The sequence below is a fragment of the Rhizomicrobium palustre genome, assembly GCF_011761565.1.
GTDB lineage: Bacteria > Pseudomonadota > Alphaproteobacteria > Micropepsales > Micropepsaceae > Rhizomicrobium > Rhizomicrobium palustre.
This window is the reverse complement of record NZ_JAASRM010000001.1, coordinates 611,513-636,643: the sequence shown is the minus strand read 5'-3', so window position 1 is coordinate 636,643 and position 25,131 is coordinate 611,513. Positions and strand designations below refer to the sequence as shown.

At 61.2% G+C, this 25,131-nt stretch carries 13 protein-coding genes; 6 read left to right on the top strand and 7 right to left on the bottom strand.

Annotation, left to right across the window (positions count from 1 at the left end; genetic code table 11):
- Window positions 1–140 precede the first annotated feature (140 nt).
- From cysS to FHS83_RS02630, 4 genes are all read left to right on the top strand, one after another.
- The gene (gene cysS / locus FHS83_RS02645) at window positions 141–1,577 is read left to right on the top strand and encodes a cysteine--tRNA ligase (RefSeq protein ID WP_167080615.1); all 1,437 of its coding nucleotides are present in this window, start codon (window positions 141–143) and stop codon (window positions 1,575–1,577) included.
- Complete coding sequence (gene cimA, locus FHS83_RS02640; protein ID WP_167080613.1) at window positions 1,574–3,172, top strand: citramalate synthase; 1,599 nt, start codon at window positions 1,574–1,576, stop codon at window positions 3,170–3,172. The genes cysS and cimA overlap by 4 nt, the downstream gene beginning before the upstream one ends.
- Window positions 3,173–3,247: 75 nt before the next feature.
- On the top strand, window positions 3,248–4,147 hold the full coding sequence (rarD, locus tag FHS83_RS02635) for an EamA family transporter RarD (RefSeq protein ID WP_167080611.1): 900 nt from the start codon (window positions 3,248–3,250) through the stop codon (window positions 4,145–4,147).
- A 58-nt stretch (window positions 4,148–4,205) separates the two neighbouring features.
- Complete coding sequence (locus FHS83_RS02630; RefSeq protein WP_167080609.1) at window positions 4,206–6,080, top strand: ABCB family ABC transporter ATP-binding protein/permease; 1,875 nt, start codon at window positions 4,206–4,208, stop codon at window positions 6,078–6,080.
- Between the two features lie 50 nt (window positions 6,081–6,130).
- Here the strand turns inward: FHS83_RS02630 and FHS83_RS02625 are convergent, their stop codons facing one another.
- From FHS83_RS02625 to FHS83_RS02595, 7 genes are all read right to left on the bottom strand, one after another.
- Entirely contained in the window at window positions 6,131–8,989 is a 2,859-nt protein-coding gene (locus FHS83_RS02625) for a M16 family metallopeptidase (RefSeq protein WP_167080607.1), read from the bottom strand.
- A 148-nt stretch (window positions 8,990–9,137) separates the two neighbouring features.
- Window positions 9,138–12,293, bottom strand: a complete 3,156-nt coding sequence (locus FHS83_RS02620) for an efflux RND transporter permease subunit (RefSeq protein ID WP_167080605.1) — start codon at window positions 12,291–12,293, stop codon at window positions 9,138–9,140.
- Entirely contained in the window at window positions 12,290–13,423 is a 1,134-nt protein-coding gene (locus FHS83_RS02615; protein ID WP_167080603.1) for an efflux RND transporter periplasmic adaptor subunit, read from the bottom strand. Before FHS83_RS02615 ends, FHS83_RS02620 begins: the two co-directional genes overlap by 4 nt.
- A 291-nt stretch (window positions 13,424–13,714) precedes the next feature.
- Window positions 13,715–14,410: a cold-shock protein gene (locus FHS83_RS19875; protein ID WP_344099738.1), complete on the bottom strand. Its 696-nt coding sequence runs from the start codon at window positions 14,408–14,410 to the stop codon at window positions 13,715–13,717.
- Between the two features lie 484 nt (window positions 14,411–14,894).
- Window positions 14,895–16,421 (bottom strand): right-handed parallel beta-helix repeat-containing protein, encoded by a 1,527-nt coding sequence (locus FHS83_RS02605; protein ID WP_167080601.1) that lies wholly within the window; start codon window positions 16,419–16,421, stop codon window positions 14,895–14,897.
- Between the two features lie 2 nt (window positions 16,422–16,423).
- Window positions 16,424–18,280 (bottom strand): tetratricopeptide repeat protein, encoded by a 1,857-nt coding sequence (locus tag FHS83_RS02600; RefSeq protein WP_167080599.1) that lies wholly within the window; start codon window positions 18,278–18,280, stop codon window positions 16,424–16,426.
- A 410-nt stretch (window positions 18,281–18,690) separates the two neighbouring features.
- The gene (locus tag FHS83_RS02595; RefSeq protein WP_208414193.1) at window positions 18,691–20,190 is read right to left on the bottom strand and encodes a substrate-binding domain-containing protein; all 1,500 of its coding nucleotides are present in this window, start codon (window positions 20,188–20,190) and stop codon (window positions 18,691–18,693) included.
- A 224-nt stretch (window positions 20,191–20,414) separates the two neighbouring features.
- Here FHS83_RS02595 and FHS83_RS02590 point away from each other — a divergent pair, with 224 nt between their 5' ends.
- Both FHS83_RS02590 and FHS83_RS02585 read left to right on the top strand, forming a co-directional pair.
- The gene (locus tag FHS83_RS02590) at window positions 20,415–21,494 is read left to right on the top strand and encodes a hypothetical protein (RefSeq protein WP_167080597.1); all 1,080 of its coding nucleotides are present in this window, start codon (window positions 20,415–20,417) and stop codon (window positions 21,492–21,494) included.
- 470 nt (window positions 21,495–21,964) lie between these two features.
- Window positions 21,965–25,108: a TonB-dependent receptor gene (locus FHS83_RS02585; RefSeq protein ID WP_167080595.1), complete on the top strand. Its 3,144-nt coding sequence runs from the start codon at window positions 21,965–21,967 to the stop codon at window positions 25,106–25,108.
- Window positions 25,109–25,131: the final 23 nt, after the last annotated feature.

The following is a 25,131-nucleotide window of genomic DNA, read 5'->3' as shown; positions in this document are numbered from 1 at the left end:
CAGTTTGGGTTGCTCCGCCCGAAGAGCTGCAAGACAGCGCCTTTTTAGGGTAGGACTGTGCGGCGCCACCTGGATGGCCCGCAGTTGCGGGCCATGACAAGACGCAGTGACCTGAAATTCAGCCTCGCAAAGTGATCACCATGTCCATCCGCCTCCACAACACGCTCACCCGCCAGAAGGAAGAGTTTACGCCGATCGATCCCGGCAATGTGCGGATGTATGTCTGCGGACCGACGGTCTACGACTATGCCCATATCGGCAATGCGCGCCCGGCCATCGTGTTTGATGTGCTCTACCGGCTGCTGCGCCACACGTATGGCGCCGAGCACGTCACCTATGTCCGCAACATCACGGACATCGACGACAAGATCAACGCGCGCGCTGCTGAGATCGCGGCTTCCAAGGGTGTCAGTGTGGAAGAGGCGCGGGTAGAGGTCACCAACCGCACCGCCAAGCAATATCTCGATGATGTCGCCGCGCTGGGCTGCTTGCTCCCCAACCACACGCCGCGCGCCACCGAATATGTCGAGGGCATGATCCAGATGTGCGAGGCGCTGATCGCGTCCGGCCATGCTTATGCTGCCGAAGGTCATGTGCTCTACGACGTCTCGTCCAAACCCGATTACGGCAAGCTTTCGCGTCGCTCGCTGGATGAGATGATGGCGGGCGCCCGCGTGGAAGTGGCACCCTATAAGAAGAACCCGATGGATTTCGTGCTGTGGAAGCCGTCCGACGAGGGCGTGCCCGGCTGGGAATCGCCTTGGGGCCGCGGCCGTCCGGGTTGGCATATCGAATGCTCGGTGATGGGCGGCGCGCTCTTGGGCAAGACCTTTGATATTCATGGCGGCGGCGTCGATCTGATGTTCCCGCATCATGAAAACGAAATCGCCCAATCCGAAGGCTGCCACCACGGCGCCCCCTTGGCGCAAGTCTGGATGCATAACGGCTTCTTGCAGGTCGAAGGCGAGAAGATGTCCAAAAGCCTGGGCAACTTCATCACTATTCGCGAGCTTCTCGATACCGACAAATTCGCGGGTCAGCCATGGCCGGGGGATGCGCTGCGGCTCGCCATGCTCTCCACGCATTACCGCCAGCCAATTGATTGGACGGCCAATGCACTGTCGGTGGCGGCGCATACGCTGCACCAGTTCCAGAATATCGGTGAGATGGTGTTGGGCCTTGGAAACGATGCCGATATCGCGGCCTATGTCGCCAATGCGGGCCTCGCGCCCAGTGCTGCGTTGATGGAGGCTTTGAGCGACGATCTGAATACGCCCGCCGCCATTGCCCGGCTGCACGAACTTGCCAACACGCTGCGGGCGGGCATCGATACGGTGCAGACCGCAACGCAGCTTCTGACCGACTGCATTTTCCTCGGCATTGATCCTTACCGTTTCGAGGCGGTTGGCCGTGCCCGCTTCGATGAGGCTTGGATTGGCGAGCAGATCGCAGCCCGCACCGCAGCCCGCAAAGCGAAAAACTTCGCCGAAAGCGACCGCATTCGCGACGAGCTTTTATCCAAAGGCATCGTGCTGAAAGACGGCCCGCAAGGCACCACCTGGGAGGTGAAGCGATGAGCCGCGACCATCTCTATCTCTACGATGTCACCCTGCGCGATGGTGCCCAAACCCAGGGGGTCGATTTCTCGGTCGGCGATAAGCGCGAGATTGCGCTAGCGCTCGATGCGCTCGGCATCGACACCATCGAAGGCGGCTGGCCGGGCGCAAATCCCGGCGATACCGAATTCTTCGAAACCCGCCCCGTCTTCGGCCATGCGCGGCTCGCCGCTTTCGGTATGACCAAGCGCGCCGGGCGCAGCATTTCCAACGATCCGGGCTTCGGCGCGGTGGTCAATGCCAACGCCGATACGGTTACGTTGGTCGGCAAAAGCTGGGATTTTCAGGTCGAAGTCGCGCTCGGTATTCCGCTTTCCGAAAACCTCGAAAGCATCACCGGCTCCATCGCAGCGGTGAAGGAAAAAGGCCGCGAAGCGCTCTTCGATGCCGAGCATTTCTTCGATGGTTATAAGGCCGATCCGGCCTATGCGCTTTCGTGTTTGAAAGCCGCCGCGGATGGCGGAGCGGATTGGGTCGTGCTCTGCGATACCAATGGCGGCTCCATGCCCGCCGATGTTTATCGCATCGTCTCCGAGGTGAAGGCGCGGTTCCCCGAGATGCGGCTTGGCATTCACGCCCATAACGACACTGAACAAGCCGTCGCCGTCAGCCTGGAAGCGGTGCGCGCGGGCGTGCGCCAGGTGCAAGGCACGCTGAATGGTTTGGGTGAGCGCTGCGGCAATGCCAATCTCTGCGCCATCCTCCCGACGCTGATCTTGAAAGAGCCTTTTGCCTCGCTGGTGGAAACCTCCATCAGCGCCGAGCAGCTCAAAACCCTCACCCGCGCCAGCCGCATGCTGGATGAAATCCTCAACCGCGCGCCGGCGCGCCATGCCGCTTATGTCGGCCCCTCGGCCTTTGCGCATAAGGGCGGGCTTCATTCTTCGGCCATGCTGAAGGACACGCGTACCTATGAACATGTGCCGCCTGAAAGCGTCGGCAATGCGCGCAAAATTCTGGTCTCCGATCAGGCGGGAAAATCCAATCTTCTGGCGCGGCTTGCGGCGGCGGGGATTGATGTCGATGCCAAAGACCCGCGTCTCACCAAGCTGCTCGATGACGTGAAGCAGCGCGAGCACCTTGGCTACACTTTCGATGGCGCCGAAGCCTCTTTCGAGCTTTTGGCGCGGCGCGCGCTGGGAGAAGTGCCGGAGTTTTTCGAAGTCGATAGCTTCCGCGTCATCGTGGAAAAGCGCCACAATGCGATGGGCGAACTCACCACGGTGTCGGAAGCCACGGTGCGGGTGCGTGTCGATGGCGAAACCCTTTACAATGTCGATGTCGGCCACGGCCCGGTGGATGCGCTCTCCAACGCGCTGCGCAAGGACCTCGGCAAATATTCGGGCCTGCTCGCCGATCTTTCGCTGACCGATTATAAGGTCCGTATCCTCACCGCGGGCACGGAAGCCATCACCCGCGTCATGGTGGAATCCAAAGATGGCAAGGGCACGCGCTTTTCCACCGTGGGCGTGTCGGAGAACATCGTCGATGCCTCCTTCGAGGCGCTGATCGATGCCATCTATCTGAAATTATTGCGTGATGGGGCAAAGCCGTAAGGCTTCCCGCGCAACGCATAGCCCGCACGCGAAATTGAGGGGTGTCGTGCGGGCATTTTGCCTTACATAGAGTTTATGAGCGGGAAATCTGAGGAGAGCACGGGCATTTTCTATGCCGCCTCGGCCTATGGGCTGTGGGGTGTGCTGCCGCTCTATTGGCACCTTCTGGGTGATGTTCCCCCGCTTGAACTTTCCTTCCACCGCATGGTGTGGTGCGCGCTCTTCGGCGTCATCGTTTGCGCCGCGATGGGGCGGCTGCCCATCATCCTCTCGGTGTTCAAGACGCGCAAAGTGATCCTTGCGCTGACAGTTTCAAGCATTCTCATCGCCATCAATTGGACGGTCTATATCTACGCTGTCGCAAGCCATGAGTTGGTGGAAGCCTCTCTCGGCTATTACATCAACCCGCTGCTCTCGATTGCTTTGGGTGTGGTGCTGTTGGGCGAAAAGCTATCCGCCATGCGTATCGCCGCCATTGCGCTTGCCACCCTCGCCGTGGCGTTCAAGGCGGCGGGGTTGGGGCATTTTCCCTGGATCGCGCTGACCCTCGCGGTGTCCTTCGGCTTTTATGGTTATGTGCGCAAGCAGACCCCGATTGCCGCCTTTGATGGGCTCACCGTCGAAACCCTTATTCTTTTTCCGGTTACCGCGGGCGCGCTCCTCTTTTGGGGCGCGCAAGGTACGGGTGCGTTCACCTCTACGCATATCACCCGCGATGCTTTGCTCTTGTTTGGCGGGCCACTCACCGCGCTGCCACTGACCCTCTTTGCCGCGGGCGCGCGCCGCGTGCGCCTGTCTACGCTCGGCTTTCTGCAATATCTCTCGCCTTCCATCACGCTCGCGATTGCGGTGCTGGTCTTGGGCGAGAGGTTCACCGTGACTGACGCGGCGACTTTTGGCTGTGTCTGGCTGGCCTTGGTGCTGGTGGCGCTGGATGGCCGGGTCAGTTTCCGCAAAAAAGCCCGCGCGGAATAGTTGCAGCAACGGTGCGCGCGTCCTACCAAAGGGGCGCACCGCCCGAAAAGGATGAGAGATGGCAAGGTCCCTACTCGAAGAGGGTGAAGGCGTACCCTCCCTGCGTCCGCTCTGGATGCTGATGCCCTATCTCTGGCCCAAGGGGCGGCCCGATCTGCGCGCCCGCGTGGTGGTGGCGATGGTCTGCCTTGTGGCGGCGATTGCCGCGACCGGTGCGTTCCCGCTCTTCATGGGCCGCGTCACCAATCTGCTGGCTGAGCAGCCGCCCGCCACCATTGCATTGGGCATCGCCTTTGGCTGGATCGGCGCTTATGTCGTGGCGCGCATCCTGATGCAGGCCATGGCGCAGCTGCGCGACGGCATTTTTGCCAAGGTGCAGTATCACGCCTTGCGGGAGGTGGGCGTGAAGACCTTCGCCCATTTGCATTCGCTTTCCTTGCGCTTCCATCTTGAACGCAAGACCGGCGGGCTTAGTCGAGTCATCGAACGCGGCACCAAGGGCATCGATACGCTGCTCTCCTTCGCGATTTTCTCGATCTTCCCGACGCTGTTCCTCCTCATCGTCTTCAGCGTGGAAATGTTCCTGACGCTTAGCTTCTCCATCATGGTGGTGACGTTGGCGATGGTCGGGCTCTATGTCTGGTTCACCTTCGCGATCACGCGCTGGCGCATCCAGTTTCGCCGCGACATGAACCTTTCGGATCAGGACGCGAACACCAAAGCTGTCGACAGCCTTCTCAATTACGAGACGGTGAAGTATTTCAACGCCGAAAAGCACGAGACGGTGCGCTTCGACCGCTCGATGGAGAAATACGCCAACGCCTCCATCCAGTCGCAGACTTCGCTCTCCATCCTCAACACCGGGCAGGCGGCGATCATCGCGGTCGGCATGGGCCTCGTTATGGTGCTGGTGGCGATGGGCATCCAGAAGGGGCACTACACGGTCGGTGATTTCGCCACCGCCAATGCCATCCTGCTGCAGCTCTATGTGCCGCTGAATCTGCTCGGCACAGTCTATCGCGAAATCACCCAGGCGCTGGTGGATATGGATTCCATGTTCCGTCTGCTCAACCGGCCACAAGAGGTGACCGATCAGCCCGGCGCCCCGGCGCTCGCGGTTTCGGGCGGGGAAATCCGTTTTGAAAACGTGGTGTTCTCGTATGAGCCCAGCCGCACCATCCTGAAAGGCATCAGCTTCACCGTACCGGCGGGCAAGACGGTCGCCATTGTCGGCCCCTCGGGCGCGGGCAAGTCCACCATCAGCCGCATTCTTTATCGCTTCTACGATATCTCTTCCGGCCGGGTGGTGATCGATGGTCAGGATATCCGCGAGGTGGCGCAGGCCTCTTTGCGCGCCTCTATCGGCATCGTTCCGCAGGATACCGTGCTGTTTAACGACACCGTGCGTTACAACATCGGGTATGGCCGCATCGGCGCCTCGGATGATGAGATCGAAGAGGCCGCGCGGCTGGCCCAGATCGACAAATTCATCCGCGATTTGCCCAATGGCTATCAGGCGCAGGTGGGCGAGCGTGGGCTGAAGCTATCGGGTGGCGAGAAGCAGCGTGTCGCCATCGCGCGCACGATTTTGAAGAACCCGCCGATCCTGCTTCTGGATGAAGCCACCAGCGCGCTCGATACCCATACCGAACGCGAAATCCAAAGCGCCCTCAATGAGGTGTCCAAGAACCGCACCACCCTGGTTATCGCGCACCGTCTTTCGACCGTGGTCGATGCCGATGAGATTCTGGTCTTGGAAAAGGGCGAGATCGTCGAGCGTGGCCGTCATGACGACCTGATCGCGAAAAAGGGCGCTTACGCCGCGATGTGGGATAAGCAGCGCGCCGCGCAAGAGGCTCGTGAGAAGATCAAGGAAATCGAAGCCGACCCCGATGTGAACCCCGCCGCCGCGCATGTGGCGGAGGTAAGCTAGTCCATACAATCACGGCCGGGATTCAAACCCGGCCATGATCGTTTTGGGAACTACGGCAGTTTCTCCGGCACCGCGAAACCTTCCGGCGCTGCGATCACGCGATAGGCGCGGTCATTGGTGAGGAACATCTTGGCCGCTTTCTGCACATCGGCAGCGGTGACATTCTTATAGGCCGGGATGTGCTGGCGGATCATATCCAGCACTTTGGGTTCGATCTGTGCGCCCGAAAGCGATCCCAGCCACCAGCCATTATTCTCTTCCGAATGCGTGGCCTCATTCACCAGCGGTCCGCGGGCGCGTTCAAATTCCTCGGGCGTGAGTTCGTGGTCGCGCAGATCGCTCGCCACCTTGTCCACCGCCGCATAGAAATCGGCGAGCTTGGGTGAGGGCACCGTCGCCATCACCGAGAGGATGCCCCAATCCTTGGTGGTCCAGGAGTTGGCGGCATGCGTGCCGGGACTATAGGTGATGCCTTCCTTGGTGCGCAGCTCGTCGAACAGGCGCTGGCGCATGACATGTTCCAGCACCACCAGGGTGCGCGGCATCTGCAGATCGGTGAACATGCCGGTGGTTTTCCAGGTGATCATCGCCATGGCTTCCTGGCTTTTGCCAGAATAGCGCAGCACGAAGGGGGCACCGCCAGCCTTGGGCATTTCTTCATGACCGGGAAAGAGCTTGGTTTCGACCTCGCGTTTGGCGATGGCGCCCAGCGTCGGCTTCAGCGCCGCGATAGCGTCCTCCACCGAAACGTCTCCCACGATGATGATTTCCACCGGGCCGGTTTTGCGCGCGGGCTCGATCAAGGCCTTCACCGCCTCAAGCTCGACCGCGGTTACCGCTTCGGGCGCGGGCGGCTGCCAGCGTGCATCGTTATTATGATGGATGGCCCAGAAATTGAGGTTGAACACGCCTTGTGGCGTGGTCTTCACCTGCGCCAGGGCGGTTTCCATCTGCGAGCGGCTCTGCTTCAGCCCTTCCGGCCGCCAGGCGGGATCGGTCAGCATCGCGGTCATCAATTGTAGCTGCGCCAGAAGATCTTCCGGGCGGGTTTGGCCTTGGATCAGGAAGGCGGATTCGCCCATCTCGGGCTGTGCGCCCACCTGCTTGCCAGCCAGCGCCTTGGGCAGATCGGCATTGCTGAGCTTTGCAAGGCCGCCGCCCCCCAGCGCGCCGCCAATAGCCCAAGCGGGCACAGCGTGGCCCTTGGGCAAGCCGAAACGGCCATGGCCGAAATGCAGCGAGAGCTGAATCTGCCCCGCCTGATATTTGGTCGGCTTGATGGTGGCACGCACGCCATTGGCAAAGGTGACAAAGGTCGTGCCGAGATCTTCGATCTTGGTTTGGCTTGCCACAGTGCCTGCCGGCCCGAAATCGGTATAGGGCCAAGCGACCGGCGCGGTCTTCTCGGCCACAGCTTCGGGCAGCTTGCCGCCCTCTTCATAGGCCGCGGCGAGCGCCGCTTCCCCGCCTTCAATCGGCTTGGGGCTGGTGACGAAAATCATCGGTTCAGCACCGGTGAAGAGCTCTTTCAGCACGGCGTTGACGCGTGCCGCCGTCAGGCCCTGTGCGCCGCCTTCGAACATGACAAGCCAGTTGTCCGGCGCATCCATCACCTCTGGCCCGGCCACGCTGCTCACATAATGCCCGGTGAGCTGATTGTTCTTGCGGCTGGGGGCGGCGGTGATCGCGGCTTTAAGCGCGGTGCGCTGCTGCGCGATGGCGCGGTCGACCTCATCCTGGTTCACGCCATCGCGCAAGGTGGTAAGCAGCGTCTGGCGCAGCGCCTTGATGGCGCGCGATGGATCGCCCGTGCCGAAATTGGCACCGAGCCCGACCGTATAGGCCACACGCATGGTATTGGCCGCGCCCGCGCCCGCGCCCAGGAAGGGCGGATCTGCCGAGGTGGCGAGCTCGCGATAGCGGGCGTTGAGCACGCGCAAGGCGATCTCACGCTCTGTATTTCTGGCGTCACGCGCTTTGGTTTCGGGGGTGCCGTCATAGGGCTTCACCCAGGCGAATTGCACGCCCGCATTGGCACCGTTTTCCACGAACAGGGTGACGGCGGCTTTCTCGCGCGGATCAGGATAGGAGAAGGTTGGGGCCTTGGGCTTGGGCGTCGAAGCTTTCCAATCTGAAAAGCGGGCCTTGATCTCGGCCTCGATAGCTTTGGGATCGATATCGCCCACCACGATCAGCACGGTGCGCTCGGGGCGGTATTGCGCCTGATAATAGGCCTTCAAATCTTCCGCCGTGGCCGCGCCGACCGTTGCCTCCGTGCCGATGGCTTCGAATTGCGTTCCCAGCTCTGCGCCATAAAGGGTGGTCTGATAGGCCTTGCCCATGCGCCGTTGCGGCGTGTCCCGCAGGCGATATTCAGAGAGCACCACCTGGCGTTCGGAATCGACCACCTTGGCATCGAAGCGCATTTCGCTCACGATCTCGCGGGTGAGAAGGAAGCCGGTATCGAGCGATTTCTGGTCGTTCTTGGGGAAGTCGAAGAAATAGACCGTCGCGTCCGCGCTGGTATAGGCGTTGGAATCCGAACCGAAGACCAGGCCCACGCTTTGAAGCATCTTTACCACCTCGCCATCGGGGATGTGGGTGGTGCCGCGAAAACCTAGATGCTCGATAAAATGGGAAAGCCCGGCCTGTTTGGGATTCTCATCGAAGGAGCCGGTCGCCACCCGCAGGCTGAACGAGACGGCGTGTTCGGGGTGGGCGTTGTGCTGGATCACATAGCGCATGCCATTGGGCAGGGTGCCGGTGGTGACGCTGGGGTCTTGCGGCACATCGGTTTTGACCCATTGAGTCTGCTGGGTCAGGGTGACCTTGGCGGCGTCGCCCGCGCTCCACAAAAAACCACTGGCCAAAGCAACGGCCAGTGCCGCGCGGCGCAACTTAAAGTTCATGATTCCAGCCCTATGGTGCCTGACGCGAGGTTAGCAACTTCACGCCCGCCCACCAATGCCGGGTGCTGCGGCTCCGCGCCTCCATTGCGACCAAAACGCAAAAGGGCCCGCGGAAGCGAGCCCTTTTTTAGAATCGATCACAGGAAGTTTATTCCGCGGCTAGCCGGAGCTCGTGGGCTTCCTTCGCCGCCCGCCGGGCCGCACGCTTTTCCTTCATGCGATAGGGCAGGGCCAGCATGGCCGGGATCAGGCCCAAGGTGATCATCTTGGAGAAGGCGAGGCCGAAGACGATGGCGGTGGAGATCTGAATCCACATCATCGCATTGACGCTGCCGATGGTGACCGAGCGCTGCCAGAAGTCGATCTCGACCGCATACATCATCGGCAGAAGGCCACCGATAGCCGTGATGGTGGTCAGAAACACCGGCCGCAGACGTTGGGCGCTGGAGCGGATCACCGCCTCGATCGGTTCCATGCCGTCCTTCAGATGGCGGTGGAAGGTGTCGATCAAGACGATGTTGTGGTTCACCACCACGCCCGCCAGCGCAAGAAGGCCTGTCCCCGTCATGATGACCGAGAAGGTCTGCCCCATCACCACCATGCCGAGGAGGGCCCCGATCATGGCAAGGATCACCGCCACCAGGATCAGCGAGGTGTGATAGATGCTGTTGAACATGGCGAGCAGCACCACCGCGATGATACCCAGCGCCATGATCCCCGCGATGCTGAGGAAGGCCATGGATTCATCCTGGTCCTCGGTCGAGCCTTTGAAGGCCACGTGGACATTGGAAGGGAAGTTCTGCTTTCCGATCCATTCCTTGATCTTGGCCATCTCGGCATTGGGCAGAATGGTGTTGGGCTTCATATTGGCACGGATGTGATAGACGCGCCGGCTGTCGGCATGCTCGATGGTGTTGGTTTTGGGACCGGGCACCACTTTCACGAAGCTCGACATCGGCACCACACCGTTGTTGGTGGGGATACGCAAATCGTCGAGCGCATGCACGCCGCGATCGAGCGAGGGATACCGCACGCGGATATCGACTTCTTCGTCGGTATCGTCCGGGCGATAGCGCGCCACATAGATGCCGTTGGTGACGAGCTGGACTGCCGTGCCAACCTCATAGGTGTTGACGCCGAAGCGGCTCGCCAGTTCGCGGTCGATCTGCATGTTCCATTCGATTCCGGGAAGCGCGCGGGTATCTTCGATATCGCGCAGTTCGGGGCTGGCATCCATATGGCGGCGCACCGCGTCGACGACTTGCAGCAGCGAACCGAAATCCTCGCTGGTCACGTCGACCACGACATCCTTGGAGTTGGAGGGGCCCGATTGCGGCTCGCGCACCTCCACGCGGATGCCTGCCATGCCCGTCGTGCGTTTGCGCACTTCTTCGAGGATGGCCTTACCCGTCCGCGTGCGCTCTTCCATCGGCTTCATTTCGACAGTAATGCGGCCGATGACGTCCACAGGCGCATTGTTGCCGCCGCTGCCGGTGCGGGCATAGAAATATTTGATGCCCTCCACGCCCTCGATGCGGTTTTCGACTTGCATCAAGAGATCGCGTTTTTCCGCCGCCGAAAGATTGCCGCGTGCCGAGACATAGATGCTCGCCATGTCGGGGTCGGTGGTGACGAAGAACTCGATACCCTTGTTGAAAAATACGAAGGACACCAGCACAGCGATCACGATACCCGCCGCGCCGAGCATCACACGCCCCGGATGATGGGTCAGCTTTTCAGCCAAATGGGCATACCAGCCGGTGATGCCGGGGATGTCGTGCCAATCGCCATGCTCGCTCGCCGCGATGGCCTTCTCGTGCTCCTCATCATGTGCCGGGGGCTTGCCGAACCAGCCGCCCATCACAGGCAGGAAGATCAGCGCCACGATCATGGAAGAGGTCAGGACCGCGATCAGCGTGATCGGGAAGTAGCTCATGAAAGAGCCGACGATACCCGGCCACAACAGCATCGGCACGAAGGCGCCGATCATGGTGGCGGTGGCACTCACCACCGGCCAGAACATGCGCACCGCCGCTTCGGCGAAGGCCTGTTTCGGCGGATGGCCCTCGGTCATTTTGCGGTCGGCGTATTCGACAACGATGATCGCGCCGTCCACCAGAATGCCCACGGCGAGCAGCATGGCAAACATGATCATGAAGTTGAGAGTGTAGCCGACACCATTCAGCACCAGGAACGCCATCAGGAACGAGGTCGGAATGGCGATGCCGACGAGCAGGCCAGACCGCACGCCCAGCGCCGCCACGATGATCACCATCACAAGAATGATGGCGAGCAGGATGGAATCGAAGAGCGAGCCAAGCTGCTCGGCGATGAAGGTGGATTGGTCGAACATGAAGGTGGCGTGCACGCCGGCCGGCCAGGTCTTTTGGGCCTTCTCGACGATCTCCTTCACCTTCGCGTTGGTTTCGATCAGGTTGGTGCCGACGCGCTTCTTGACCTCGATGCCCATGGTGGGCTGGCCATTCATGCGCGCATAGCTGTTGGGATCGACGAAGGTGCGATGCACCTGGGCGACGTCCTGCAGCCGGATGGTCGAATCCGCGGTGGCGCGGATCGGCAGGTTCAAGACGTCCTGCGCCGTGGCGATGACGCCCGGCACCTTGACCTGGAAGCTGCCCTTGCCGGTCTCGATCGTGCCCGCCGCGATCAGCGTATTGTTGCTGGTGACGGCGTTATAGATCTCGGTCTGGGTGATGCCATAGGTCTCGAGCTTTGCCGGATCGATGGTGATTTCCAGAAGCTCGTTGCGGGCGCCGTTGATCTCGGCTTCCAGCACAGAGGGGATCATGCGGATTTCGTCGCGCAGCGCACGGGTGATGTGCAACAGCGCGCGTTCCGGCAGATTGCCCGACAGCGCCACGGTGATCACCGGATTATCGCTGGTCGAGGCTTCGCTGATGACCGGCGGATCGGCTTCCTTAGGCAGGCGTGAGCGGGTGGAATCGACCTGCGCGCGCACATCGGCCAAGGCCTTAGCCATCTTGGTGTCGGCCTGAAACTCGATATTGATGCTCACGCCGCCTTGATAGGCCCAGGCATTCACATGGCGAATGCCCTGCACCGAACGCAGCGCCGTTTCCAGCGGGCGCAGGATCAGCCGCTCGCTGTCCTCAGGGCTGACACCGGGATAGGAGACATAGACGCCGATATAGGGGATCGGAACGTCGGGATCGGATTCCTTCGGGATGGTGGTGATGGCGTAGATGCCGCCAATGATCACCATCAGGATCAGGGCGCCAATCAGTTTGGTATTGGCGACCGCCCATTCGACAATTTTGGTCATGACGCCTTGCCCGCACGCTCAAAGACGGCTTTCACCTTCTCGCCATTACCGACGAATTCCTGACCGACCACGATCACGTCAGCCGTTGGTGGCAGGCCTGCGATCCACATGCCGTCTGGCCCATCCGAAATGACCTTCACCGGGATAAAGCGGGCGATGTTCTTCTGCACCACACGCACACCGACGACGCCGGAATCTTCCAGCACCAGGATACCGGGCGATATCTTATGGGCAGGCAGCATCTTGCTCGGGACAATGCCGATATCGGCCGAGACGCCGCTCTTCAGAAGCGCCTTGGGATTGGGGAGCTCGATTTCGACGCGGAAGGTGCGGGTGTTGGGATCGGCATGCTCGGCGACAAAGCGCACCGTGCCATCCACCATCTCACCGGTCACAAGCTTCACCCGCGCCTTGTTGCCGGGATGCACTTGGCCAACGACGTCCTCAGACAATGTGCCGACCGCCAGGAAAGGCTCAGGGGCGACCACCATGGCGCATTTGTTGCCGACCTGAAGGTAATCGCCAAGATTAGCATAACGCTCGTCCACGATGCCGGCGAAGGGCGCTTTGATCTTGGTATTGGCGAGCTGGATGTTCATGGTGGCTGCGCCAGCCTTGGCGGCTTCATAGGTCGCTTGCGACTGCGCCATCTGGGTCTTGGAGCGGAAGCCTTCCTTGTAGAGTTCCTTGGCGACTTCCAGTTCCTTTTGCGCCTGTGCCATTTGCGCCTCGGCCTGGGTGGCGCGCGCGCCGCGGTCGTTGACCTTCAGCTCACAGAGCACCTGTCCGGCTTTAACCCGGTCGCCTTTTTCGAAATGGATGGCCGAGACGACGCCATCAACTTCCGCCCGCACATCGACCTGGTGCAGCGCTTCGGTGCGGCCGCGCACAGGGATGAGGGCCTCATGCGGCGTGGCGACCAGCCGGGCCACCCGCACGGTCGGCGTTTCGGCTGTCTTGGTGGCAGCAGTGTCGGCATGCGCCCCCTGCCGGAACAGCCCCGTGGCGAGCCACAGGCAGATCAACAGGGCAATACCAAAGGCCCATTGGTATTTTGGATTCATGCGCAGCCAGAAATCTGGCATCGCGCGTTCATAAGTTCTGCCGACAAAGCCCCAAAAATCGTTCACGTTTCCCTCGCCAGGCCGGTTTTTGCTTTGAAGGAGCTTATTGGAAGCATTCGTGATCGCATGATCACGGTAATGATTGAAACGCGCCCCACCACACTCGGCCTTCATGCCTGGGCCTGCTTCGGCCCTAAAAACAGTAATGAACGGTAGATATGGACAAATTGCGGGCATGCAAGCGGGCGCAGCCAGACGCCGCAAGCAAAAGAGGCCCGCGCAGCGCACGGGCCTCAAAAATAGTCCATTTTCCGAAGGCTTAGCGCCTTTGGCCGGAGGGCGAGAATTGCCGTCCGGTTAAATCACTTCGACGCGATCAACCTCGACGCCCTTCATGCCCTGACGGGTCGAGAAGCGGACCCGCTGTTCGGGTTCGAGCACCGAGAGGCCCGACCGGCGCAGCGCGCTGGCATGAACATAGACATCGCCGCTGCCGCTATCGGGCATGACGAAGCCAAAGCCTTTTTGATCGTTGAAGAACTTCACCTTGCCTTCGACCATCGGGCCGGAGGGACCGGCATCGCGATACCCGCCGCCGCCGAAGCCGCCGCGGGAATCATCCCGGCGCGGACGCGGGCCGCCACGGCCACCGCCGAAGCCGCCGCCGCCACCGAAGCGGTCGCCGCCGCCAAACCGGTCGCCGCCGCCGAAGCGGTCACCGCCGCCGAAGCCGCCACCGCCATTGGGATCGGCCGTCGAGGTATCGACCTCGTGGACGGTCACGACCTGAAGACCGCGCGGCGATTCCTGAAGATCGCAGACGATCGTTGCGCCTTGAGGCAGGTTGGGCGTGCCGAGCGCGGCCAAGGCGGACGCATGACAGAAGGCATCCCCGCCATTCTCAAGAGTGATGAAGCCATATCCTTTGGTTGCATTGAACCATTTGACCGTGCCCTTCACCGATGCTTGCGCGAGGGACCGCGGGTCTTGCGTGTTGTAGTTCGCCATGTCTATGCCGATGCCGCACCAGCCGGAAATAATCCAAGACCGCACGGGGCCGTCCGGCGGGCGGACCAGTGCGTCAACTTGCATCATGCCTAATGTCAACGCGAATCCGCAAGCGGGTCTGCCCGCGTCACGACGTTAGGGCAGGGCACCCTGACCAAGGGGCGAGGCGGGTCTTCCGAGGGGGCTGAACGCCTAATTTTGTTGTTATTTCAGGCCTGCTCGGCGGTTGAACACCGCGTTCAGTGATTTTAAGAGCCCATCGCGATGTAAAAAAATAATCGGCCCTTGGCGCACTCTCCCTGCCGGGCCGCCTCGGAACGGGCCAGTTCCGGCCGGGTTTGGGGCCGCCTGGCAGCGCAAGCGGAGGAGGGGCGGGCCACCCCGCCCTGGCGGTTGGTGGTTTGGGGGGGGCGGTGTTTGGGGGCACATCCCCGCGGAGAACGTCCGTATACGTTATATCCGCCCGCAGTGGCTCCAAACAAAAAGGGGCGCCCGAAAGCGCCCCTTGCAAACCTCATCGGGTACCCGGCTAGAACGGCCAGGGCAGGCGGTCCCGGGTACAGGTGTTGGCTTTCACCCGCACCGGATCGTCGTTGTAGGTATCGTCGATGCATTGGCTGGATTTGTCGGCATAGAGCGTATTGCCCATCAGCTTGCCGTTGAGCCGGTGCTGGGCACCGCCGAAGCGCCCGTCAATGCGCACCGCCGCGCGGCGGCTATTGGCGACGAGATTGTTTTCCACCACCGGTCCGCCATCATCGCCTTCAAACATCGGAACGGCAGCAAATTCCGGGAACATCGGCGGTGGGAAGGCTTGGGCCGCCAGCATGCGGATACCGTATTCGGCGCCAACAATCTTGTTGCTGACGATCAGCGCGCCCGCACCGAAGGTCGTGATGCCGGTATCGCGGCTATCGGTGATGACGCTGCCGCTGATCTGGCTCTCCGCGCCCGGCGCCACGATGATGCCATCGCGCGCCTTGGAGATGATGGCGCGTTCCACCGTGACCATGCCGAGCTGACCGGGGAGCAACAGAATTCCGGTATCCGGCTTTTGCAGCTTCACATCGGTGAGGCGCAGGCCCCGCGTGCCCGCCGACGCCAGCACGCCAACCGCCGCGCCGACGATATTGACGTTCTCCACCGAGCCTTCGCTGCATTCGAGCGCCAGCCCCACGGAGCCGTGGATGGTGCCGCCCGCGCGATCGATGCAATCGGTGCGGCCGAGATTGAGGAAGGCGGCGCCATTGCGGCCCGCGATATCGATATCGACATTCTTCAGCCGCACGGTGCCGCGCCGGGCATGCACGCCGGAGAAATCGGTTTCGATTTTGCTCTGTTCCAGCGCCAGCTCGCCGGATTCCTCGACGTCGAAGGCAAAGTTGGTGCCGCGCGAATCCACTTCGGCGTTGCGCAGCGTGACCTTGCCCGCTTCCACTTTCACGCAAGGCGCCTCGCGCGAGCGCGAGATGAACTTCACCCCATCCAGCACCAGGGAGTCTCCCAGCGGAATATGCGCGGTCAAACAGGGTTGGCCTGCGGGGGCCTGGATCACGGCTTTGCCCGAACCGCCATAGGTGGCGATGGTCAAAGGACCGCGCACGTGCACGCTCTCGACGCAGGTCATGCCCTCGCCGGGCGGAATGATCAGGATGGTGGCGTTGGGCGGGGCGACTTCGGCGGCCGCATCAATGGAGGTGAAGACGCCGCGCGGGCCGCGTCCGCCTCGGCGGCTTTCGCGGGATGGGCGTGCCTTGCCGCAATCGACCAGAAGCGTGTCATGGCCCAAAAGCTCTGGCAGCCTTTGCGGCCTCTGTCCGCCTTCGCGATGCACCGGCGGCTTAGGGCAATAGCCCCAGCGGCACCACCGCGGATCGATTTCCGGCACCGGGTCATAGGGGTTTAGCTGCTGCGCAGCTTCGCTGGGATAGCCATAGGTCGGCAGGTTGTCATACGGGTCCGCGCTTGCCCGCGTGGCCGTCGCCGCAACAGAGGCGAGCGCCAGAACGCCAATCCCCAAAAGGCCCGCAGTGGAACGCCGGGACGGATTGTTCATGATCATCTCCTCGCCCCTACGGGGTGGTCATGTCCGGCCGCATCGGCCTGCCGGAGCAGGTCGAGCAATTCGCATCGCGCCATCTGATAGCCTGCGGCCATGGCCTGTGCGGCATAGCTGCCCGATTTGGCCTCGTCCGGCTCCACCCCATTGGGGCCGACGCGATAAAGAACTGAGAGATTGAACAAGGCATCGGGATAGCGCTGATTGGCGGCTTTGATGAACCACTTCTCAGCCCGCACGAAATTCTGCGGCACGCCGATACCCTTGGCATACATGATACCCAAGCGGTCTTGCGCGATAGCATCGCCATCCACCGCCGCCATCTGGATCAGGCGCACGGTCTGATCCGGTGTGAGGAAGCCAGTCACCTCGAAATCCATCGCGCCCTGATATTGCTCGATGGCTTTGCGCAGGCAGAGCGGCGGCGGTCCGCACACCCGTCCCCGGATGGAATAGCCGCGGAAATCGAGCGCTTCCAGGATCGAGGGTAAGGGTAAATCACGCATCCGCTTCAAAGCGAGGCGCTCATCCAGCGTCGGCAGGCTTTCGTCGCTATGCAGCTTACCCTTGGCAGTGATGCCCGGATAATACTCGTAAGGCGCGGTCCAATAGCGGGCGCGACGTTCGGCATCGGCGATGATCCGCGCTGCGTCGGCACTATAATAGCGGATGGTGCCGCGCTCGGCTTGGACATAGGCATTGGCGAGCGGATGGCCAAGGAAGGAGGCGATCTGGAAATAGGTCAGCGCTTCGGGATCGTTTGGCTCGAAAACAGATGGCACGCTGCGATAGCCGCCATAGCTTCCGCCATACCCGCCGCCATATCCGCCATAGCTGCCGCTGGAGGGCCCATAGCTGCTGGAAGAAGCCCCATAGCCGCCCGAAGACATTGCGCTTTGCGCCATGCCGGTTTGGCCACCACCTGAGACGGTGAGCATGCCCGAGGAATCCTGCGAAGGTCCCGCCGTGGCTGGGCCTTGCGCGGTGCTCATCTGGCCGGAAGACATTTGGCCCGCACTCATCTGGCTCATCGGCCCAGCCGGTGTCGAGCCGGTCAGCGTGACGGTGCCCGCCGGGCCGCTGCCCGGTGCGCCGCTGCTCGCTTGGCTGAGCGCGAAATTGTCTTTCGGCTCGGGCGGCATATCGGCGCCGGTGCACATGTAATCGGGCAGGCGCGCGTTCCAATTGCTGGTGTTGTTATCGACCCATTTCCACACCGGCAGATGCGGATAGATCTTGCCGGTCAGGCTGGAGACGATCCACCACAGCCAGGAACTGTACCAGTGATCCCAACTCGAGCGCATGCACAGCATCACATACTGTTTTTGGCTCTGCACGCTGGAGCCGCCATACCAGCCCGTGGAATGGATCCGGCCGAGCGCAAGGAAGCCTTCGCCGCCGCGGCTCGACAGGATGTAGAGAATGCGCGCGCGCGCATCCAAACGCTGCTCAAAGGTCAGGCTGTTATAAATCTGCTCGGCATTGTTCAGCGCATTGCCGCGCACGCCATAAACCGTGTCATAGGCGCTGCCATTGTCATCGGCGCGATACTCATGGCCTGCGCGCAGCGCCAGGAAGTACCAGACATAGGCTTCCACCGGATCGTAGAAGCTGGCGTTCTTGGATTCGCCGGGGCCGATCGATTGATTGGTCGAATAAAGATCGCCGAGCCGGATCTGGGAGAGAAAATCGTCGCGCTGCCAGGCTTCCTTGCGCCACACCTTCACGGCATCGGGCAACGTCATGGCCTGTTCGGTGCGAACACCGTCCGCGTAATCGGCCAGGGCTTGCATGTTGGAAGTGGCAAATACGCAAAGTCCGGCCGTGGCCGTGAATGCCAATGCCAGCCAGCGCATTCTGCGCGCGCCTCCGGCGCTCTTAGGGGCCTTGCCCTCGTGCCGGATTTCCGGGCGCTTTCTGCCCCCGGTGTGTCGAACCCCGATCAACCTGACCATCCCCAAATCGACTAGGTTGTGGATTTATTTACATTATCCCTAACATTTTACGGTGTTCGGCGCCACGAGGATTCCGTTGTTTTACAAAACGAACAGCAGGAATTTGCGTTTACAGGCTGCGGGATGTGGGCAGTGCTCAAGGCAAGTAGATGACGCTATCCGGCCTAAGCCTTTGGCAAGCTTGAAGAGCTTACAAAATCGCGCCGGTGCGAAGGGGCTCGTCCGGCTGTGGCGCGCGGGAAACAGCATCCACAACAATTGCGCGGCCGATGGGCAGGGTGGAACCAAAACGCGGTTGGTTTAAGCAGCTTTCAGCCCGGCGGCGGGGCCGTTGATTCTCGCACCACCACTTCATGAGCAAGCTGGCGTTCCAAGGGCTTGTCCCGGCGCTGGGCAAGAATCGAGACGGCGGCGGCGGCCATATCCTTGATCGGCTGGCGGCAGGTGGTCAGGCGCGGCCACACCACCTGGGCGACGATGGAATCGTCGAAGCCCGCGATGGAAAGATCGGTCGGGACGGCAAGATTGAAGCGATAGGAGGCCGAGAGCACACCCGCCGCCATATCGTCATTGCCTGCGAAGATCGCGGTGGGGCGGTTCTTCAGCGCCAGCAATTTCTCACCGGCCTCAAGCCCTGATTGATAGGTGAAGTAGCCTTGGGCGCAATACTCTTCCGTCACGGAAAGTCCGCCGTCGGTGAGAGCCTTGCGATAGCCGTCGAAGCGCAGCCGCGCGGCGCCATGATCGGGTTTGCCTTTGACAAAGCCGATGCGGCGATGGCCGAGCCCAATGAGATAGGCCGTCATCTCATAGGCGGCCTTGTATTCATCGATGTTCACGTAGGTCGTGCCGGGAATGCGATTGCCCGGGGCGACCCGCACAAAGGGGGTTCTGGCCGCCGCGAGTTCTTCCATGATGGTGACGTCGTCGCACAAGGGCGGGGTCAGGATAACGCCATGCAGCACCGACTCGCTGACCAGGCTGCGCACGCGCTGGGCGACGTCGTGATCCTGCAGCGGATTGAGCAGTTCGACCACCAGATGATAGCCCTCATCGCGGCAGCGGGCGAGCGCGCCAAGCTGCAGATCGGCGATATAGGAACCCGGCGCCACGTCGTGCAGAAGGCCGATGAGATAGGAGCGCTCGCTGGCGAGGCCGCGGGCGAAGACATTGGGCTTATAGGCAAGCGCCTCGATGGCGGCGAGCACCGCGGTGCGAGTCGCGAGGCTGACATTGGGCTGGCGGTTGATCACCAGCGACACGGTTTTGATCGAAACGCCGGCCCGCTTGGCGACATCATAGATGCTCACCGGCTTGTCGCCGTCGCGACGTTTCACGGGCGCTGCGGATGCGGCCTTGCGCAAGATGCCCAGCCGTTCCAATTCCGGCAGCATCGCAAGATCGAAGCTGGCGGCATTACCGAGCCCGGCGCGCAGCAAGGTCTTCAGCTTCTCAGCGGTCAGGCGGCGCAAGGCGGCGGTCAGAACACTGCGTTCGGCCGGCAGCGCATGCTGGAAACGGGATTCGCCGCAAATGAGCTGGAAATAGGGGTTTTCGATCCAGCGCGTGAGCAAGGCATCATCGGTCAATTCGTAAAGATCGCGCAACAGCGCCAGCCCGATGAAGAGGCGCGATTGAGAGGGACGCCCCTGTGGGGAGGCCGTCGCCGCGCCGCCGCCAAGACGTCCTTCGAGCAGCCGCCAATCGATCGTGGCGTTGAGCCTGGAAAGACCGTGCTTGCGATCGATGATGTCGTCCAGACGCGGCTCGCTAGAGTCCTTCTCTGTCTCCCGCCGCTTAGTTGTGCGCATTGTCCCACCGCATGATCGGCGCCTTTGGCGACGATGGCCCCGCTTACCTTGCGTCCCTGAGCCCTGTCCTGAACGAGGGAAAACCTTAGCCCCCTTACGGCCGCAAGGTCAAAGCGCCTGTTGTCTCGGCTGTTACGGTTTTCCGATTTGCCCTTTGCTGGCGGGACTTGCTAGGAACGGAGATGTTGTTTTCGACAGGTCTTTTGCCCGAGGAGTGGCCGTCCATGTCCAATGTTGCAGCGCTCGATTCTTATCTCGATGCCTTGGCCGGAGGCGAACCGGTGACGGGCTTCGATTGGGACAGCCTGTCATGGCGGGAGGCGCTGCCGCGCGTGGCCGCAGCGCTCAAGCGGCCGATGAAGATCGAAAGAGCCGAGGAAATCGAGGCTGTTTTTAAGCGGTATTTGAAATCCAGCTTTGCTGCGGGGCTCTCGGGCGCCGATGCCGCTTTCGTCGCAGAGGCGAGCAAGACGGCGGGGTTCGTCTCCAAATTCAAGCCCTACGGCATCAAATGCGCCACCGCGCTTGGCTATTCGATCTTCTTTTTGCACCCGGGCATGGGTTTCTCTTTCCAGCGCCACAGAACCCGCAAGACCGAATTGTTTCACATGCTGGATATTCTTGACCGCGGCCAGATCTATCTTTCCACTTCCAAGGAATGGGATGCGGTCTACGAGAAGGACGCTTTCAACCGCTGGCTCTCGGGGGAAGAAAATGCGGGCTATCAGGCCTATTCGCGCCGCCCCTCGCCAGGCGATGTCTATCTCGTCACCGAACTCGACACGGTGCATTCGGTGCTGGGCTGCGTGATCGAGGAATTTGCCACCGTTTCCACCGACATGGTGGACCGCCTGCATGATCAGAACGAGGCGGCGCGCGGCGATGTGCCGATGGAAAAGCCCGAAACCGTGGCGCGCTGGCTCTCCGAGCTGCCGCGTCCCTTGCCCTCCAATTGCTGGAAGAGCCTTTCCGACGCCCCGGCGCCGCTGCCCACCAAGACGGGCTCCGGCACCAAAGAAATCGTGCTCGCAGACACCGGCGAATTCCTCGCGGAGCGTTTTGAGATCGCGCCGTCGGCTTCGCTTTCGCTTCCCGCTGATGGTGATCGCGCCCGCAGCCTGTTCTGTCTGGGCGGGCATTGCCGCGTCACGCTCACCGCGCCGGGCGAGAGCCAGGGCAGCGACGTCACGCTTGCGCCGGGCGAGGTGATCATCGTGGCGCCGAACCTCAAGCTCACCATGACCGCTGAGGATCAGGTGAGTCTGTCTTCGCACACCATTCGTCCCGCGCTCGCGTTGGACTGAACTGCTCGTAAAGGGGGAGGGCTTGTGTCGTGATGACGCGGGCCCTCCCTTTTGTATTTTAGAAGCACTGCAAGCGCCTCACTCGCTGGGCTCTGTGCACACGCTGTGGTAGCGTCGCTTAATGCCTACCCAAATCCGTGTAAATTATTGAGGCCGTTTGTAAAAACGTACAACCGGAATGCCCGCGCCCGTGCCTATGTCGGCGGTCTGAATTGAAAGCGCTTACCTGAATATCGTTAACATTAGACCTTCTCTAAATCGCGCATTCAACCGGTTGAAAATGCAGTAAGGTAACGCTCACAATCAACCCGTGAGTGCTTTTCTGGGCACACCAGGGGCGTTTTTTGGGCAGAACTGTGATGGCCCAATAGAAAGCGCTTACACGACGGGCTAACGTATCCCATCTGCGGTGACACGGGAAAACCGGCGCCGTCCAAAAAGAACACAGATTCTGCAGAAGGGGACGTCCAATGAAATCCAGATTGCGTTTTAGTACCCAGACGGCAGCCATTGCCCTGCTCGTCGGGATGACGGGCGCGGCAGTTGCCCAGTCCAATGAGCCGGTCGAAACCGTAACCGTCACGGGTTATCGCGCCGCTCTCGCCAGTGCGTTGAACGCGAAACAAAATTCCAGCCTCGTGATGGAATCGGTCGCCGCCGAAGATATCGGTAAGATGCCCGATCAGAACGTGACGGAATCCTTGCAGCGCCTGCCGGGCATCCAGATCGCCCGCGACCAGGGCAAGGGCACGCGCGTTCTCATCAACGGCCTGCGCCAGAACCTCACCACCTTGAACGGCGACATTTTCCTCACCGGCAAGGAATTCTATGTCTCCGGTGAGGCAGCCAACGGCGGCGCCGGCGCCAATGCTCAATACGCGTCGATGGAAGGTATCCCGAGCGAAGAAATCGGCGGTATCGATGTCTATAAGACGCCGACCGCAGCTCTTACCGAAGGCGGCATGGGCGGCATCATCAACTTGAAAACCCGCGATCCCTTCGCGGCCAAGGATGAGTTTTCCGTCACCGCCGCGCTGCGTGGCACCTCGACGAGCTATTCCTCGCTTGCGCGCCTGTCGCCGAACGCGACTCTTGTGGCCTCGTACAAGCCCAACAACACCTTCGCGATCACCGGCAGCGTCTCTTACGACAACACCGACACACGCACGCGTGAATATGAAGCTTATAACCGCGCGCCCTGGAACATCTCCACCACCGCGGTGAAGGGCTACAGCGGAACGGGCCCGCTGAATGACACGAATGGCGAGACCAACATCTCGCAGTCTTATATCAGCCCGCAATACGGCTATTTCAGTGATATCTACAGCCAGAACCGCACGATCGGTGGAACGCTTGGCGCAGCCTGGAACGTCACCAGCTCAGTTCAGACCACGCTGAACTATTTCTATTCGCACATCTCCGATAAGCAGACCAACTTCTCCAACAAGGTCGGCTTCAACGGTTCGGGTGCAAGCTCCAACACGCCCGGCAGCGGCATGCCCGGCATCAACGCCGACAAGCCCTATAGTATCGACGGCAATGGCGTGATCGATACCGCGCAGTTCTATCTGCAAGGTGCCGAGACGGCGACCCTGTTGCAGCGCCAGAATTCCGACGCGCATAACCTGCAATGGCATACGAGCTTTGATGATGGCGGCCCGCTGACGTTCTCGCTCGATGTCTCTTATGCTGTGGCGCATGCCAAGTTGCGCGCTGCGCAGCAGGATATTGAGCATGGCTTCTACACCGCCCAGGGCGGCACCACCTCTGCGGCTCCCACGGCGCCGGGCTGTAACAACTTCTCGCCGGCTTGCACCAACGGCAACCCGCCGATCCTGCTGGATTGGAATAACGGTGGCGATTCAGGCCTGCCGAGCGCGACCTATGTCGGAAAATATGCCGATGCGCTCTCCAACCCGGCTTATGTCCTGTTCAAATCCGCTTGGGCCTGGGCCAACCAGAGCAAGCAGGAACAAGACGCGATCCGCGCCGAAGCCGTTTATAAGCCCGGCTTCCTCAAATCGGTTGATGGCTTCCTGACGGCGGGCTTCCGCGTCGCGCAGCGCAATGTCTGGCAGAATTTCGGCCGCTATCTGATCGACGGCCGCGACGTCAACGGCAACTACATCAACAACTGCTGCTACGCTGCTGGCAATGGTCCGGGCCTCTATTATCAAGACCCCGGCTATGCGGCGATCCCGTACGACACCGCCGTCTCCAACCCGAGCCTGGCGCTCACGGTCAACAGCTTTGCCTTCGGCAATATGATCGTGAAGAACCCGACCACGGGCGGCATGGGCAGCCCCGAGACCTTCCTCAACACGATCTGGAATCAGGCGGCGAATGTGCCGACCAACACGCCGGCTGCGATCGTGAATGGCACCACGGTCACGGCTTGCACCGCTACGCCGGCGCCTGCCGCTTGCGCAGTTCCGGCCAAGACCAAAGTGCCGAACAATTCGGAAGCGCTCTATACGGATACCTTGAGCTCCTTCAAGGTGCACGAATCCACCCAATCCTTCTATGTCATGGGCGACATCGGCACGAAGGATAAGGGCTTCCACATCAATGGCGGCGTCCGCGTGGTGCTGACGAGCCAGTCGGTCACCGGCGCCACCTCGGCGGCGACGGTCTACTCTGCCGGCACGGCCACTTGGAACGGCGTGAACTCCAACAACATACCGTTCACCCAGGTCAAACACTCGGTCGATATCCTGCCGTCCTTCAACCTCACCCTCTATCCCACGGACGAGCAGATCATCCGCTTGAGCGCGGCGCGCGTTGTATCCCCAGCCGATCTGTTCAACCTCGGCCTGGGGCAGTCCTACAACTTCACGCGTGAAACCGGTGGCCGCGTGAACACCAACAAGACGAGCCCGTCTTATGGTACGAAGGACGGCTATCGCTTCGCGAACGGCTCTTCGGGCAATCCGCAGCTCGATCCCTATCGCGCCAACCAGTTCAACCTGTCTTGGGAAGACTACTTCGCCCCCGAAGCCATGATTTCGGCCGGCATCTTCTACAAGCAGATTGAGAGCTTCGAAGTGAACCAGCCCGTGAACACCACGGTGGTGGATGACTTCGGCGGCTCGGCTGGCCCGGTCTCGATGGCGGTGAATGCCGGCCATGGTTCGATTTACGGCCTGGAATTGGCTGGCCAGTATGTGACGGATATCGGTCTCGGCCTGGCGGCGAACTACACCTACACCCAGTCGTCGTCGGCGATGTACACCGACTTCGCGAAGCACCTGCCGATCCCGGACGTGTCGGACCATTCGGCTACCGCCACGGTCTTCTATTCCAAGTTCGGTCTTGATGCGCGCATGTCGTATTCCTGGCGCTCCAAGGCGGTCAACGGCGGTATCGGCGGCTCGACCTTCTCGCCGGTCGTCTCTGCTACCGGCAATTCGAAGACCTATGGCATCTACTCCGCGCCCTATGGCCAGCTCGATGCGCAAGTGTCCTACGACTTCTTCGATCATTATCAGATCTACGTTTCGGCGCAGAACCTGACCGAAGAGGCCTATCACACCTACATGCAGTTCCCGAACCAGCCGTTCACCTACGACAATTCGGGCACGCGTTACTTCTTCGGCGTGCGGGCCAGCTTCTAAGCCCGCAAGCCGGTTCTTCTACC